This window comes from Neobacillus sp. GCM10027624, assembly GCF_042675345.1.
In the GTDB taxonomy this organism is placed as follows: Bacteria; Bacillota; Bacilli; order Bacillales; family Cytobacillaceae; genus Neobacillus; species Neobacillus cucumis_D.
Map to the genome: position 1 here is coordinate 522,736 of NZ_JBHTHD010000003.1, position 15,747 is coordinate 538,482.

The window sequence follows — 15,747 nt, forward strand, 5'->3', positions numbered from 1 at the left end:
GATGGATTTTAAAGATTATTCAGGTGTTTGGGTATTTATCGAAGAAAAAGACGGGGCAATTGCTCCAGTTTCTCTTGAGCTACTAGGGGCAGGGAGGAAATTGGCCGATAAACGTGGATGTGAGCTGGCGGGTGTTATCATCGGGGAAAATATTAAATCTTTAACAAGGACGATTTTTGAATATGGAGCAGATACAGCCTATGTCTACGACCAGCCGATTTTTAAACATTACCGTACAGAATCCTTTATGAAGGCACTTCTTGCTTGTTCGAATAAATATAAACCTGAAATTATTCTATACGGCGCAACCTCAACCGGAAAAGACCTTGCGAGTGCAGTTGCTACCGACTTGCCAACCGGATTAACAGCGGATACGACCGAGTTGGATGTAGAAGAGGAATCCGGTTTACTCTTAGCCAGCCGCCCAGCCTTTGGGGGAAATATTATGGCGACGATTCTTTGTAAAAAATATCGCCCGCAAATGGCAACAGTCCGTGCCAAAGTCATGAAAGCGCTGGCGCCACAATTAGGCAGAACAGGTAAGATTATTGAAGAAACCATTTCCTTACAAGAAGAAGATATTCGGACAAAAGTATTAGAAATTGTGAAGGAAACCACAAAAAAGGTCCGAATCGACGAGGCCGATATTATCGTTGCCGGGGGAAAAGGGTTGGGAAGTGCAGAAGGGTTTCAGTTAGTTCACCATTTAGCCGAAACGCTTGGCGGAGCTGTCGGTGCCAGCCGGGATGTAGTGGAAGCGGGGTGGATTGCTCATCCTCACCAAGTTGGGCAGACCGGGGTAACGGTCACGCCAAAGATTTATTTTGCAATAGGAATCTCAGGAGCGATTCAACATGTCGTTGGGATGAAAAACTCCGGTTTGATCATTGCCATAAATAAAGATCCGGAAGCGCCTATTTTCCAATCTTGTCACTATGGAATTGTCGGTGATGCCTTTCAAATTGTACCAATATTAATTGAACAGTTTAAGAAAGCTTTATCAAGAGAGGAGGTAGAGAGCTATGCCGGAGAAGTTTGATTGTATAGTCGTCGGGGCAGGGCCCGCTGGGATCTCCTGTGCCCATGATTTAGCAAAAGGCGGTGCAAACGTCTTGCTTATTGAAAGAGGAGAGTACCCAGGTTCCAAAAATGTCATGGGGGGTGTCCTCTATCGAAAAATGATGGAGGATATTATCCCGGGGTTCTATAAGGAGGCTCCTATTGAACGACCAATCGTTGAGCAGCGATTTATGATGATGGATAAGGAGTCTGCTGTCACCTTTAGTTATAAAGGATTGGAGTGGGCCAAGGAACCCTACAATAACTTTACCGTATTACGAGCAAATTTTGATCAGTGGTTTGCCGAGAAGGCGGTCGAGCAAGGTGCAATTTTAGTATGCGAAACTGTCGTATTAGAATGTATTGTTGAAAATGGAAAGGTTGTCGGTGTCCGAACAGATCGTCCAGACGGAGATATTTATGCAGATGTCGTCGTTTTAGCAGACGGGGTGAACTCACTATTGGCTCAAAAGCTCGGGTTTCACAAGGAGCTTAAACCAGAAGAAACAGCCTTGGCCACGATGGAAATTTTGAAGCTTGATAAAAAGATCATTGAAGACCGTTTCAACCTAGAAGAAAATCAGGGTTGCACGATTGAATTATTTGGAGATGCCACAAAAGGAATTCTCGGCACAGGGTTTTTGTATACCAATAAAGATACATTAAGCATTGGTGTCGGGACACTTCTATCCGGGATGATTAAACATAAAATTAAACCATATGACTTACTTGAATATGTAAAAAACCATCCGATGATCCGCCCGTATATTCAAGGCAGCGAGCCGGCAGAGTATTTAGCTCACCTGATTCCAGAAGGCGGCTTTAATTCGATGGGGAAAATTGTCGGGAACGGCGTCATCGTCATCGGAGATGCTTCCCAGTTGGTCAATGCGATTCATCGGGAAGGATCGAATTTAGCGATGACCTCTGGCAGACTGGCAGCGGAAACGGTTCTTTTAGCAATGCAATCAGAAAACTTTTCTGAAGGTATGCTGAGCCACTATAAAGAAAAATTATTTGCAGGATTTGTCGGTCAGGACATGAAAAAATATAAAGATTCAACCCATCATTTTAATAAATTCCCGCAGTATTTTGAAGAGTATATTCCAATGATCAATAAAGCTGCAAGTCAAATGTTTACCGTTGATGGAACGTCCAAATGGGAGAAACAAAAGAAAGTCATAAGAGGGCTAGGATCTGCGAAAGAGAAGATGAAACTTGCACGCGATGTTTATAAAGCCTGGAAGGTGATGAAATAATGAGTGAACAGAAAAAATTTCAGTCTATCGAAGAAAAGCAATATCTCGTTCGCTTTAACGCTGATACTAAATCTCATCTTCATGTAAAAGATAATGATATTTGTTTAACGAAATGTCCCGATAAAATCTGTACGATTTTTTGTCCGGCAGAGGTTTATAAATGGGAAGATATCCGCATGCATGTTGGGTACGAAGGCTGTCATGAATGTGGCAGCTGCCGGATTGGCTGTCCTCATCAAAATATAAAATGGGAGTATCCGAAGGGCGGCCACGGTATAGTTTTCAGGTTAGGATAACACTAGATTCATATTTAAAGGGCTATCTATTTGGATAGTCCTTTCATTTGTTGAAGGATGAATAATTGGCTTGCCAGGTCAAATTTTGAATAGGTAGCACATTGTTAGCTATCACCTGTTTCAAAAATTGAGCATCCAAACCATTAAAATAGTTATTTTTAAATAGTTATATGGAGGGGTACAATGAATAAGAGTTATGACGTAATCATCACTGGAGCGAGGTGTGCAGGATCGACATTGGCCATCCAGCTTGCTGAATCGGGTTTTCAGGTACTGCTAGTGGACCGTGCCACCTTTCCAAGAGATACCTTGTCCACCAATACGTTCTTTAATAATACGACAGCGATTCTTAGAGAGATGGGGGTTTTGGATCAACTATTAGAAACAAATGTAACACCTGTCCAGACAATCAAATTTCAGTTCGAGGACACCGTGATTGAAGGTCCAATACCTGCTGTTGATGATGAGGATACTGCTTATTGTATTCGAAGAACCCATCTGGATCATATTCTGCTTAACCATGCAAAATCCAATAAAAATATTAAAGTGATCGAAGGATATCGAGTTACAGATGTAATCTATGATGGAGAAACAGTAATAGGTGTGAGAGGGGAAGATAGGTCTAAAATAGTACAAGAGTACCGAGCCCGTCTGGTGGTTGGTGCGGACGGAAGAAACTCTAAGATTCGAAAACTAGTAAAAAGTCAACTGAAAATTATCAGTCCATCCAGCATTGCTATTTATTTCGGATATTTCTCCGGGATTCATCATGATTCTGTTCCTAAATTTGAGGTATATAAAAGAAAAGATAAAATGGCGATTCTTTTTCCTACAAATGATCATTTATATGTAGTGGTTGCTAATTTTTCATTAGAAAATAAGACCTTACTTGAAAACTTTAAAGAGGATCCAGAAAGTAGTTTTCGTCAATTTATCGATAATCATTTTCCAAACACAACATTAAGTTATCGTCTAAAGGCTTCAAAATTGACAGAACCAATTAAAGGGTTGATTGGCTATGATAACTATTGGTACCAGGGAATGGGTGCTGGTTGGGCATTGGTTGGAGATTCCATTTGTTTTAAGGATCCGGCAATGGCTCAAGGTATCCATGATGCAATCCGTGGGGCACAAATCTTAGCAAATATCTTAATTAAAAATAATAATTGGCAAACAAATCAATGGGAAACAGTAGCGGGGGAGTACCAACAATCAATGGAAAAAGAATTTATGATTCGTTTTTATATGGGCTGTGAGCTTTCTAAGAATGAAATCATCACAGAACAACAAGATGCTATCAATAAAATTATTAGTACCCATCCATCCGCTATAGAGAAATTTTTAGGAATCTATAATTATGCCAACGAGCCTGTTGATTTTGAAAAAGAACTCCAAAGGATAATAGGAAATTTCTCTTAAATTTAACAGTATATAAAAATGTTGCCAGCAACTTTTCTTTTAATGCTTTAAATGTACAACTGTAATGGAAAAAAGCCTTTTAAATAAAGGAAATAGTGTTCCTAAAATAATGGCGGGGATATCAATAATTGACCATAGGACGTGATAAAGTTTGATATCCTTGCTCTTTCCAATGGTTGCCTGCCGTAAGCCGCTGTCAAAAATCCAAAACGCCCTGAGCACTGTGTAAAATGAGTATATTCCCAATAAAGCAATTTGCCACCATGTTAATTGAATAAATAGTGTGTTCATTTTCTCCATCTCCTTGACAAGTGAAGGTGTTTGTTAAAATTATAATCTACCTTTGTTTGTATTTGTGATTTTTACCAAAAAGTACATATATTGTTCAATAAGTTATGTCAACAAACAAAATAGGCTATTTGTATTTTGATTTTTACAGTTTTTACAAAAGCACTATTAAACTTGGGTGTTGATTTCCTCTCCAATCAACGTTTTTCAAAATCAACATTGTCCTTTAACATAGCCTTTACAAAAATAGCAGCATAGAAATAGGCATTGTTTAGTCTTTTTTATCCATTCACTTTTTTCATTTCCTTATATAGTATTAAGAAATAAATAGAATAAGAGGAAGGAGAATATTGTGAATACAGACCAAGCTTATGCCCTCTTAATGGATGCAGGCGTCAAAGAAGAAACCAGTATTGAAACGATTAGACGATGGTTACGGGAAAGAAGGATTTATTTCGAAGGAAAAGGAAATCGGAATAATGAATACATAATTGATAATATGGACCAAGCATTCTCCATGTTAACGGATGCTGGAGTTACTGAAAGCGACAGTGCACAAATTGTTGGGCGCTGGTTGAGTGAAGGAAAAATTAAAAACGTGAGGAATAGGAAGAAGGACACCGCTATTGAACCCAGTAAAGCAGTGACGAATCAATTTTTAAATAATCCTCAAGATCAATTGAAGATTATCCAGCAATTAAAAGAAAAAATTAATGCACAAAATGAACATATTAAAGGAATGGAGCAACTCCACAAAACTTCCATTTACACGTTAAAACAACAAAGAGATAAATTAAATAGAGAAGTTGCCATCCTCGAGAGTGAAAAAAGTGAACTGCAGAACGATAGCATGAATTTACTAAAAGAAAACAGGGATTTACGCAATGAAATTTTAAAATTAAAACAAGATCCCTCTTATGGAATGAAAAGAAACCCTGAGAGGAAACTAAGTACTCCACAACCGAGAACGAATCATTATCGCCAAAAATTAGGACTTGCCAAAACAGCAACCGAAAAAGAAATCGTAACTAGCTATAAAAATTTATTAAAAATAACCCATCCTGACCATGGAGGGAATGCTGCAACCTTTCATTATATTAAAACAGACTATGATCAATTTAGAAATAATAGTAAGGAATAATGTATCAGTATTTTATCGTACTCTGTGAGTGAATACTAAGGTGGTTGTGCCTTTTTTTGCTAAGTCGGGAATCCCGATTTAGCAAAAGAGGCTTTTTTAAAATTCATAATACCGGCGAAGCAAATAATAGATCCATTTACAATGCGGATGATTTCGAATATTTTCCACTAACCCCTTTACGATCGCTAAGCTGTATACTGGTTCTTGCAGCTCCTGTTTTAATAGCGTTAATGATTCTTTCTCAATCGATTCATCCATTTCACCGATTATCTGTTCAAGATTCTCGAGAATTTGTTCCTTTGTGACTTCCTCACTTAGAGGCTCAAGCATATGTAGAAATTCCCTAGAAACAAATGGAAGGGTCATATGATGAGCCAATAAGTTTGTTTTTTCCACTAATGATACCGAAAGTAACTGCAAATCTAATGGAACATTGTAAAAAACAAATAATTGTGAGTAGGTATTCATAAATCCTTTAATACAAAACATTAAATCATATTGTATTTCTTCCACTTCATCCCCATATAACCGTTCGATCATCGAAAGGATACTATTCCCCATTAATTTATCATAGTATTTCATTTTCATAATGAGTTCTTTATTAAGGGTTTGTGACTGCTCTTTCATAAAAACCTTTGCAAAATCCGAATGCTTCTGAAAATTATAGTAGATTGCATAATAAAAATCATATAATAGCTCTTCAACTTTCGAATTTATGACTAGGTAGTCAATATCAGAAATAATCTGCATCATAAATTGATCAATTAATGCGATAATTAATTCATCCTTTGATTTGAAAGAAAGGTAAAATGCCCCCTTGGATATGCCGCAATAATCAGTTATTTGTTGTACAGAAGTGGCCTCAAATCCTTGCTTTGCAAAAAGTTCTAAAGCCTTTTCCATAATTAGTTGTTTTTTAACCATTAAATCGCACTCCTATTACCTTTCGTTTGACAATTGACCGATTGGTCATTAGTATAAGGAATTGAGTTTGTTAAGTCAATTATGGGTAGGTGTAAAAGTGAAAGGGTTAGTTAATTTTGTTCTTCAAAATAAATTAGCGGTCTGGCTGCTCACGATTATCATTACGGTATCTGGTATTTATTCAGGCACAAGAATGAACATGGAGACCATTCCGAATATATCGATTCCTTACTTAATGGTGACGGATGTTTACCCGGGAGCGACTCCTAAGAATGTAATGGAAGATATATCGATGCCAATTGAAAAGGCAGTAGAAGGTCTTGATCACGTGAAGTCTGTGTATTCCAATTCCTATTCTAACATGGCTAGTATTCAGGTGGAGTACGAATATGGTATTGATATGGACGAAGCAAAACGGGAATTAAAATCTGCATTAGAGAATGTGAAATTGCCAGATGGGGCAAAAGAGCCGACAACATCTGCGATTAGCATGAATATGATGCCGGTTGTAGCCCTGAGTGTAAGTAGTTCCAAAGAGGATATTGTTGGATTGACGTCAACAGTTGAGGAAAGCTTACTTCCGAAAATCGAGAAAATCGAGGGTGTTGCGGATGCAACGATCACAGGTCAGCACATCGATGAAGTAGACTTAACATATAATAAATCCAAAATGGCTCAATTCGGTTTAACAGAAGATAAAGTCAAACAAATGATTCAGGCAAGTAATATGTCAGTTTCATTAGGACTTTATGAGTTTAAAGAAGGTGAACAAGCTGTTGCAATCGACGGTAAGTTCATGACGGTTAAAGAATTAAAGAATATGTTAATCCCAGTTACACCATCTGCCACCAATCGTTCGCCATTTGTGAAACTAAGTGACATAGCTTCAATTCATGTAGTGGGTAAAGTGCAGTCCATTTCACGTACAAATGGCAAAGAGGCAATTGCGATCCAAATTGTTAAAGGTCAACAAGCTAACACTGTAGATGTTGTGAACAAAGTGAAAAAGGTTATTAAAGATGAAAAAGCAAAAGTGGATGGACTTGCGATTGATGTGACCCTTGACCAAGGAAAACCTATCCAAGAGTCCATTACAACGATGATTGAAAAAGCAGTATTTGGTGGGTTGATTGCTGTATTAATCATCCTCCTCTTCTTGCGTGATTTTAAGTCAACGATTATTTCAATCGTATCGATTCCTGTTTCTATCTTTATGGCGTTAATGATTCTTCATTGGATGGATATTACGTTGAATATTATGACTCTTGGAGCGATTACCGTTGCGATCGGCCGTGTAATTGATGATTCCATCGTTGTAGTTGAAAACATTTACCGACGATTACATTTAAAAGAAGAGCAATTAAATGGACGGGCTCTGATTCGTGAGGCAACCATTGAAATGTTCAAACCAATCCTGTCATCAACCTTAGTAACGGTTGCAGTATTCGCACCGCTGATTTTCGTTGGTGGCATGGTCGGGGAGCTATTTGCACCATTTGCATTAACGATGGCGTTTTCGCTTGGGGCTTCATTACTTGTGGCCATTACAATCGTTCCTGCTTTATCTCACTTCTTATTTAAGAAAAAATTATATGGTGAAAAGACCGAAAAACACCATAAAGAAGTTGGTAACTTAGCAAAATGGTACAAAGGTTTTCTTAACAAGTCGCTTAATCATAAAGTGATTGCTTCTATCCTTGCGATCCTTTTATTAGCGGGAAGTTTGGCGTTAACCCCGCTAATCGGATTTAGCTTTATGGGGAGCCAAGAAGATAAAGTGATGTACTTAACGTATACTCCAAAAGCGGGCGAGCTTCGTGAAGATACCTTAGCAAACGTTAAAGCAGTTGAACAAAAAATGCAAAAACGTGATGATATTGATATCGTTCAAGTATCTGTTACAGAAGCTGGAGACACGTCAGCCGCAATGTTTGGCGGAGCAGGCGGCGGAGGTTTAATGTACCTCATCTTTGATCCGGATACGAAGAATTTCCCGAAAGTGAAAGAGGAAATTGAAAAGTATGTAGCGGGTATGAATCAATCAGGAAAATGGAAGAGTCAGAACTTCTCTTCGATGTCTGGTTCTAATGATGAGGTCAGCTATACCCTCTATAGTGAAGATTTAAATAAACTTTATAAGTCTGTTGATAAGGTAGAAAATGTTTTGAAAAAGAATAACGGCTTGAAAGATGTTACTTCAAGTGCGGAGGACCCTTTTGTTGAGTATACATTCCGTGTGGCGCAAGATGAATTGATAAAATACGGTTTAACCACCGGTCAGCTTGTTGGAATGCTAAGTCCGCAAAAAACGGAGAATGTATTAACAACGGTGGAGAAGGACGGTAACGCGTTAGATGTAATTGTTCAGCAGGAACAAAAGAAACAACCGAAATCAATTGAGGATATGTTAGATAAACAAATCCCAACAGCAATTGGTAAAAACGTTCCTCTTTCCGATCTTGTCAAAGTCAAAAAAGGAACAACCTTAAATACGCTTTCACGCAGTAAAGGTGAATACTACGCAACTGTTTCTGGAAAAGTGAAAGGCAAGGATATTTCTAAGGTAACCACTGAAGTCGGTAAAAAAGTGGATAAACTAGATTTACCAAAAGGGGTTACGGTTAGTGTTGCCGGTGTCCAGGCAGATATGTCTGATACATTTACGAAACTTGGTGCAGCTATGGCTGCTGCAATTGCCATCGTATATTTCATCCTTGTGGTAACCTTCCGTGAGGGTGTAGCACCATTTGCCATCCTGTTTTCGTTACCATTTGCCGTCATCGGTTCATTTGTAGGTTTATTCATCGCAGGAGAAACCATTTCTGTATCCGTTATGATGGGTCTGCTGATGTTAATCGGGATTGTTGTCACGAATGCGATCGTTTTGGTAGACCGGATTATCCATATGGAACGTGATGGATTGAGTATGCGTAATGCTGTTTTAGAAGCAGGAGCAACGCGTCTACGTCCAATCCTGATGACAGCTATTGCTACAGTTGGTGCGTTAATCCCATTAGCGCTTGGAGAAGGCGGCGGAGGTTTGATTTCCAAAGGACTTGCGATTACAGTAATTGGAGGTTTAACAAGTTCGACCTTATTAACCTTAGTGGTTGTACCAATTGTATATGAAGTCCTATCAAAATTATTTAAGAAAAACCGTAGAGAAATACAAGAAAATTAATGAAATCAGACTTATAAGGTGAAATCTTTAAAAGTAATTTATGGAGCTGCTCAAATAATTGGGCGGCTCCTTTTTTCATATTAGTCAATAAATAAAAAACTTATGGCTTTTCGTCAGATCCTATTTGATATACTAGAAATATAATACGCTTTCAACCATGGAGAACTGTATATGAAATTCCCCAACAGGAAAATGAAATTATTTACTCAGATGGTATTGCACATATCGATTGTTATCTGCGCTACTACGATATTAGCAGCTATTTTTTTTACGAAAATAATTAACGATCTTTCAACACAATATCTTGGTCACGAGGCAATGTCTGTAGCAAAATTAGCTGCACAAGATGATAGGATTATTCGTGCTTTTAAAAGCGAAAACCCGTCAAAGGAAATTCAACCGATTACGGAGAGGATGAGAAAGCAAACAGGAGCTAGTTATATCGTGATCGGAAACAAACAGGGAATCCGTTATTCCCACCCCAATCCAAAATATATCGGTAAATCAATGGGTACAAGCAATCAGCCTGTTTTTAAGCAGCACATTTCCGTTGTATATTTTGGTGAAGGAATCTCGGGTCCTGCAATCAAAGCTAAAACCCCTATTCTAAATGAAAAGGGGAAGATAATTGGTGTTTCCTCTGTCGGTTTCTTAATGGTGGATGTAAAAAAAAGAATTCTTACCTATAGAGAAGAAATTATTGTACTTGCTCTATTGCTACTCGTAATGGGAGTTGCAGCTTCTTTTTTTATTGCAAGGAGAATAAAACGGAAAATGTTTGGTCTCGAACCTGAGGAAATTTCTTATGTTTTTAAAGAAAAGGAAGCAATACTAGAGTCGATTCGGGATGGAATCATAGCGGTAGATAGTGATTTTCGTGTACTTTCTATGAATAAAAGAGCACGGGAATTGCTTACGGGAAATTTTCCGCTGCAGGATTCGATTATCCAAACCTCTCGTTTAAGAGAAATGATTCAAGAAGTTATTGAAACCAAAACAGGAAGATCTAATCAAAAGATCCTTTTGGGTGATCAAGTGTATGTTATCGATTTTTCAATCGTAACACAACTGAGCGAAATTGCAGGCGTCGTCCTAACAATTCGGACTGAAATTGAAATTGAGCAATTGTTTGATGAAGTTTCAAAAATTAAATCTTACTCCGAAAACATTAGGGCCCTCAATCACGAATTTCTCAACAAATTAAATACGATATATGGATTATTAAGTATTGAAGAATACGATAAGGCCAGGGATCTCATATCAAGTGAAGTGGAGGATCGCCAAGACACAATCGTATTTTTAATGACAGCTGTAAAGGATCCCTTCCTTGTAGCCTGTTTGCTAGGTAAAATAAATCGATCAAAAGAGTTAAAGGTAGACTTAAATATTGATCAAGAAAGTCTTCTTTCTGAGCTACCTGAATCAATGGATACGAAGCTGCTTGTATCCATTCTCGGTAATATTATTGATAATGCGATGGAAGCTGCAAAGGAAAAACACGAAATGGGGGCAACGGTAATAGTCTCTTTCACCGATATTGGCAGGGATCTTGTTTTTGATATTCAAGATAATGGATCCGGTATTCCAAACGAAAAGCAAAATACTATTTTTACAGAGGGGTATACCACCAAAGAAGGGAAAAATCGCGGCATTGGTCTAAGCATCGTTAAGAATTCCCTTGAGCAATTAAATGGTCAAGTATTTATCACGAACAGCCTTTTAGGAGGTTCTAAATTTACACTTGTGATTCCGAAAAGATAAAGGAGAATGTTCATGGCAGGAAACCCTATTCAGGTCTTGATTATTGAAGATGATCCAGTTGCTGCAAATATTTATAAAAAATTCACTGAAAAAATTGAGGGATTTGAGGTTTCTGCTATTGCAAATTCAGGGGAGGATGCGCTTGGCTATCTTCATACATTTAGACCCCATTTAATTTTGTTAGACATCTATCTGCCGGATATGAACGGTATCGACTTACTTCGAGTAATTAGAATGAAATTTAGGGGAATAGATATAATTCCCATCACCGCTGCAAATGACGCAGAAACCGTTACAGAGGCGATTCGTGGAGGTGTTTTTAGTTATTTAATTAAACCAATTGATATTAAGAAGTTCACGAATGAATTGACTAGATATAAGCTAACGATGGAGCAGCTTCAGATTAAAAAAACGATGGTTCAGAAAGAAATCGATGCCTTTTTCTCCTTAGCAGACCCTGCTACTCCTAAACTAAGGGAAGAAAAACAACTTCCTAAAGGCATCGATCGATTTACATTGTTGAGAGTCCGTGACAAGCTTCATTTTGAAAAAGGGAGTGTAAGTGCAGAGGAGTTAGCTGTCCTTCTTGGAATCACAGATTCCACTGCACGAAAATATTTAGAATATCTTTCATCTATTGATGAAATGAAAGTAGATATCCAGTATGGTTCGGTGGGTCGGCCAGAACGTAAATACAAATGGAAAAAGAAATGATGACCTGAGGATTGGTGAAAACCAATCTTTTTTTGTTTTCTTTTTGTATTTACATTAAATGTAAATTTTAAGTTTATTATTTTAATTCAACTAATTTAGATAATATTTTAATTTTTCTGCCTAAACTATACAGTTATCTTAATAGCTTCTTCAAACGACGGTTTGAAAGCGTTATCTAGCTTTATTTTAGGGAGATTTGAGAGCGCTCTCTTGCTCAAAGGTACAAATTATATATTTTACAATTTTAAAAGGGGTGCAGTTTATGACAGGTCATGATATTTCATTGCTCATTGTTGCAATATGTGGTATTTTGCTGCTGGTTTTCCTTATTGTTTCAAAATTACGGTTCCACCCTATGTTAGCATTATTGGTGGTTTCAATTGGTGTAGGGTTTGCATCAGGTCTTGATGCTGAAACCATTGTCACTTCAATTGAAGACGGTGCTGGTCATACATTGGGAGGGGTCGGACTGCAGGTCGCAATTGGTGCCATGATTGGAAAACTATTGGGGGATTCCGGTGCAACTGATCAAATCGCGTCCGTTATTTTAAAACGATCCACCAAGCGAACTTTACCATGGTTAATAGGTGCGGCAGCGTTTATTATTGGAATCCCCATGTTCTTCGAGGTAGGATTGATCATGATTTTACCACTTGTCTTCTCGGTCGCAGCCCAAGTGGAAAAGCAAGGGAATTTAAAAGGTTCAGCATTTATTTATATAGGCGTACCTGCTATAGCTGCTCTCGCAACCATGCATGGTATGGTACCACCGCATCCAGGTCCTCTTGTTGCGATTGAAGGGTTTAAATCAAATCTAGGGGTTACGATGATTTATGGGCTTATCTGTGCAATTCCAGCAGCGATCCTAGCGGGACCTGTATACGGTAAATTTATTGCACCACGGATGAACGTTCGTCCCGATCAACTTTTACTTGACCAATATACCGCAGCTTCCGTAGGGTCAGAGAAAACTTCAGTATCAAATGACGCCTCAAAATATATGGCAGCAACTGTAGAACACCGTCCGGTCTCAACTGTAACCTCATTTGTAGTTATTTTGTTGCCAATGGTTATCATGTTAAGTCGTACATTAGCTGAAACAGTGTTTAAGAATTCGGTTATGTTTAATAAAATCACTGAATTTATAGGAGAGCCCGTTATTGCTTTGCTTATTGGTTTAATCGTAGGGATCATTTTATTGGGATATAGACGCGGAGTAGATACAAAAAAACTTCGCGATTCATTTGGAGCGTGTCTTAAGCCTATTGCAAGCATCTTGTTAATTATCGCAGGGGGCGGTGCCTTTGCAAAGGTACTTGTTAATTCTCATGTAGGTGATGCAATTATCCATCTAACTTCGGGAATGAAACTCTCTGCCATTGCAATTGGCTGGCTTATTGCTGCTTTATTATCTGTCACAACAGGGTCTGCTACCGTGGGGATTGTTGGAGCTACAGGATTGTTGGCACCGCTAGTTGGGTCAGATCCTAGTATTAATAAGGAATTATTAGTAGTAGCCATTGGCGCAGGTTCCTTATTCTTTAACTACGCTAATCATGCAGGATTCTGGTTAGTAAAAGAATCTTTTGGAATGTCAATGGGAGAAACCTTTAAAACGATTACCATTATTCAATCAATCATAGGGCTGGTAGGATTGGTTATGGCACTGCTATTAAATTTACTGCCTCATTTCTAAGTAAAATATAACTCCTAGCTGAGATTAATTATCTGTATAAGAATTTTTCACTCTAGCAGCCAACTAAATTCTTCAAATATAAAGAAGCCTAGGTTTTCAAAGTTTAAAATCTAGGCTCTTTCAACTTTAAGGGCTTGTTAACACCAGCCACCATCATCACAATCCGTATACTTGGCATCTGGGCCTTCTGTTACGGTAACGTGCTGGTAAATTTTTTGCTGGTCCGCCTCAAAATGATGATCCAAATCGTATTGAAGATTTCCAGAAAGCTTTATTTTTCCAATACAAGTATTTTCTAAATATAATTCCATTTCACCGTTTTTAATTTTCCCAGTTACACTATCTGTCACATCTATTTTTTGTTGTTTCAAAGCCATCTTCTTTCAACTCCTACAGTATGATACAGCTAGTTTCCCCATTTTCTTCTAAAGTTTTATGGAATATAAAGGTAGAAATAAAAGCGAAATATTCAGGCATTTAATATTGACTTACGACCAGTTTTGAGTAACGATAGTAATACATTTAATATTAGCTTGGAGGATCACCTATGAACTTTGTTAGTACACGCGGAAATGTAAGTAAAATTGGTTTTATTGATACAGTCTTAATGGGGCTGGCAAATGACGGAGGGCTTTTAGTCCCAGAAAGAATCCCGCAAATTCCTGCTGAAAAACTGCAAGAAATGTCTAAGCTTACGTATCAGGAATTAGCTTATGAAATCTTTTCTTATTATGTAGAAGGGGAAATACCGGATAATGAGCTAAAGGAATTAATCGAGAAAAGCTATGCAACTTTTCGCCATCCGGAGGTAACACCTGTCCAAAAAGTGAAGGATCACATGTATGTGCTGGAATTGTTCCACGGTCCGACCTTTGCTTTCAAAGATATTGCGCTGCAATTCTTAGGAAATCTATATTCCTATGTCTCAAAGAAAACAGGTGAGACCATTCATATTCTAGGCGCTACATCGGGGGATACAGGTGCTTCCGCCATTGAAGGCGTAAGAGGAAAAGAAGGTATTCGCATTTGTATTTTGCATCCACATGGAAAAGTAAGTAAGGTACAAGAACTGCAAATGACGACCGTTCATGACGAAAGTGTTTTGAATCTTGCGATAAAAGGTACGTTCGATGATGGCCAAAGAATCATTAAGGAATTGTTTGCCGATGTTGAATTTAAAAATAAATATCATCTCCGTGCGATTAATTCGATTAACTTTGTCCGAATTCTAGCACAAACCGTTTATTATTTTTATGCATATTTCCAAGTGGCAAAAGAGACAAACGCAAAAAGTGTTAACTTCAGTGTTCCAACAGGGAACTTCGGAGATATATTTGCCGGGTATCTTGCAAAGAAAATGGGTCTTCCTGTTGGAAAGCTTATTGTTGCGACGAATGAGAATAATATTTTAGAAGGGTTTATCCATGAGGGAGTGTACAAGCCAGGTGAGTTCCAAAGCACTTTTAGCCCTTCTATGGATATCCAAGTTGCCAGTAATTTCGAACGTTATCTGTATTATTTGGTTGGTGAAAACCCAAGCAAAGTAATGGAGTTAATGGATCAATTTAAGACAGAAGGAAAAATTATTGTCGGTGGGGAACAACTCCAGCAGGTGCAAAAAGATTTTGCTGCACATGGAGTAGTAGGAGAAGAATGCTTGGATACGATTAAAAAGTATTTTGACGAAACCGATTATCTATTAGATCCACATACAGCTTGCGGGGTTGCTGCATTCGAAGTATGCAATGAACCAAATGAGGTTTGTGTCACTCTTGCAACTGCTCATCCAGCTAAATTTAATGAGTCAATCGAACGTTGTGGTATTAAGCAGACTTTCCCGGAACAAATAAGTCAATTGTTTAATAAACCGCAATATCTAGAGGTTATTGATGCGGACAATCAGATAATTGTTCGGGAGTTAGAGAAGCTATTTAGTTTTTCTACCAATTAGTAATAAATATCACTAATCAATGATGACGGGTTATCTGTCCAATATTTTTAAAAATTTT

General features: G+C 38.0%; 13 protein-coding genes. 10 read left to right on the forward strand and 3 right to left on the reverse strand.

Annotated features, from left to right (window positions below):
- The first annotated feature begins 1 nt into the window (after window position 1).
- The 4 genes from ACFQZ9_RS07500 to ACFQZ9_RS07515 all read left to right on the forward strand — a co-directional run bounded on the left by ACFQZ9_RS07500 (window position 2) and on the right by ACFQZ9_RS07515 (window position 4,033).
- On the forward strand, window positions 2–1,039 hold the full coding sequence (locus ACFQZ9_RS07500) for an electron transfer flavoprotein subunit alpha/FixB family protein (protein WP_198309621.1): 1,038 nt from the start codon (window positions 2–4) through the stop codon (window positions 1,037–1,039).
- Window positions 1,023–2,318: an FAD-dependent oxidoreductase gene (locus tag ACFQZ9_RS07505; RefSeq protein WP_498943012.1), complete on the forward strand. Its 1,296-nt coding sequence runs from the start codon at window positions 1,023–1,025 to the stop codon at window positions 2,316–2,318. The genes ACFQZ9_RS07500 and ACFQZ9_RS07505 overlap by 17 nt, the downstream gene beginning before the upstream one ends.
- Complete coding sequence (locus ACFQZ9_RS07510) at window positions 2,318–2,614, forward strand: ferredoxin family protein (RefSeq protein WP_208025302.1); 297 nt, start codon at window positions 2,318–2,320, stop codon at window positions 2,612–2,614. Before ACFQZ9_RS07505 ends, ACFQZ9_RS07510 begins: the two co-directional genes overlap by 1 nt.
- Window positions 2,615–2,797: 183 nt before the next feature.
- Window positions 2,798–4,033, forward strand: a complete 1,236-nt coding sequence (locus ACFQZ9_RS07515; protein ID WP_498943015.1) for an NAD(P)/FAD-dependent oxidoreductase — start codon at window positions 2,798–2,800, stop codon at window positions 4,031–4,033.
- A 39-nt stretch (window positions 4,034–4,072) separates the two neighbouring features.
- On the opposite strand, the gene ACFQZ9_RS07520 is transcribed toward ACFQZ9_RS07515, so the two are convergent.
- Window positions 4,073–4,324, reverse strand: coding sequence for a hypothetical protein (locus ACFQZ9_RS07520; RefSeq protein ID WP_198309624.1), 252 nt, complete (start codon window positions 4,322–4,324; stop codon window positions 4,073–4,075).
- 349 nt (window positions 4,325–4,673) lie between these two features.
- On the opposite strand from ACFQZ9_RS07520, the gene ACFQZ9_RS07525 reads away from it, so the two are divergent.
- Entirely contained in the window at window positions 4,674–5,462 is a 789-nt protein-coding gene (locus tag ACFQZ9_RS07525; protein ID WP_498943016.1) for a hypothetical protein, read from the forward strand.
- Between the two features lie 96 nt (window positions 5,463–5,558).
- On the opposite strand, the gene ACFQZ9_RS07530 is transcribed toward ACFQZ9_RS07525, so the two are convergent.
- A complete protein-coding gene (locus tag ACFQZ9_RS07530) occupies window positions 5,559–6,386 on the reverse strand; it encodes a TetR/AcrR family transcriptional regulator (protein ID WP_498943018.1) in 828 nt (275 codons plus the stop codon).
- Window positions 6,387–6,483: 97 nt separating this feature from the next.
- Here ACFQZ9_RS07530 and ACFQZ9_RS07535 point away from each other — a divergent pair, with 97 nt between their 5' ends.
- From ACFQZ9_RS07535 to ACFQZ9_RS07550, 4 genes are all read left to right on the forward strand, one after another.
- Window positions 6,484–9,567 carry an efflux RND transporter permease subunit gene (locus ACFQZ9_RS07535; protein WP_498943020.1) on the forward strand — a complete coding sequence of 1,028 codons (3,084 nt, stop codon included), beginning with the start codon at window positions 6,484–6,486 and terminating at the stop codon, window positions 9,565–9,567.
- A 171-nt stretch (window positions 9,568–9,738) separates the two neighbouring features.
- Window positions 9,739–11,328 carry a sensor histidine kinase gene (locus ACFQZ9_RS07540; RefSeq protein ID WP_498943022.1) on the forward strand — a complete coding sequence of 530 codons (1,590 nt, stop codon included), beginning with the start codon at window positions 9,739–9,741 and terminating at the stop codon, window positions 11,326–11,328.
- 12 nt (window positions 11,329–11,340) lie between these two features.
- Window positions 11,341–12,042: a response regulator gene (locus ACFQZ9_RS07545; RefSeq protein WP_498943024.1), complete on the forward strand. Its 702-nt coding sequence runs from the start codon at window positions 11,341–11,343 to the stop codon at window positions 12,040–12,042.
- Window positions 12,043–12,304: 262 nt separating this feature from the next.
- Window positions 12,305–13,738, forward strand: coding sequence for a GntT/GntP/DsdX family permease (locus ACFQZ9_RS07550; RefSeq protein ID WP_498943026.1), 1,434 nt, complete (start codon window positions 12,305–12,307; stop codon window positions 13,736–13,738).
- A gap of 137 nt (window positions 13,739–13,875) precedes the next feature.
- Here ACFQZ9_RS07550 and ACFQZ9_RS07555 read toward each other — a convergent pair whose 3' ends face one another.
- On the reverse strand, window positions 13,876–14,115 hold the full coding sequence (locus ACFQZ9_RS07555) for a YusG family protein (RefSeq protein ID WP_198309631.1): 240 nt from the start codon (window positions 14,113–14,115) through the stop codon (window positions 13,876–13,878).
- A gap of 170 nt (window positions 14,116–14,285) precedes the next feature.
- Here ACFQZ9_RS07555 and thrC point away from each other — a divergent pair, with 170 nt between their 5' ends.
- The gene (gene thrC / locus ACFQZ9_RS07560) at window positions 14,286–15,689 is read left to right on the forward strand and encodes a threonine synthase (RefSeq protein ID WP_498943028.1); all 1,404 of its coding nucleotides are present in this window, start codon (window positions 14,286–14,288) and stop codon (window positions 15,687–15,689) included.
- Window positions 15,690–15,747: the final 58 nt, after the last annotated feature.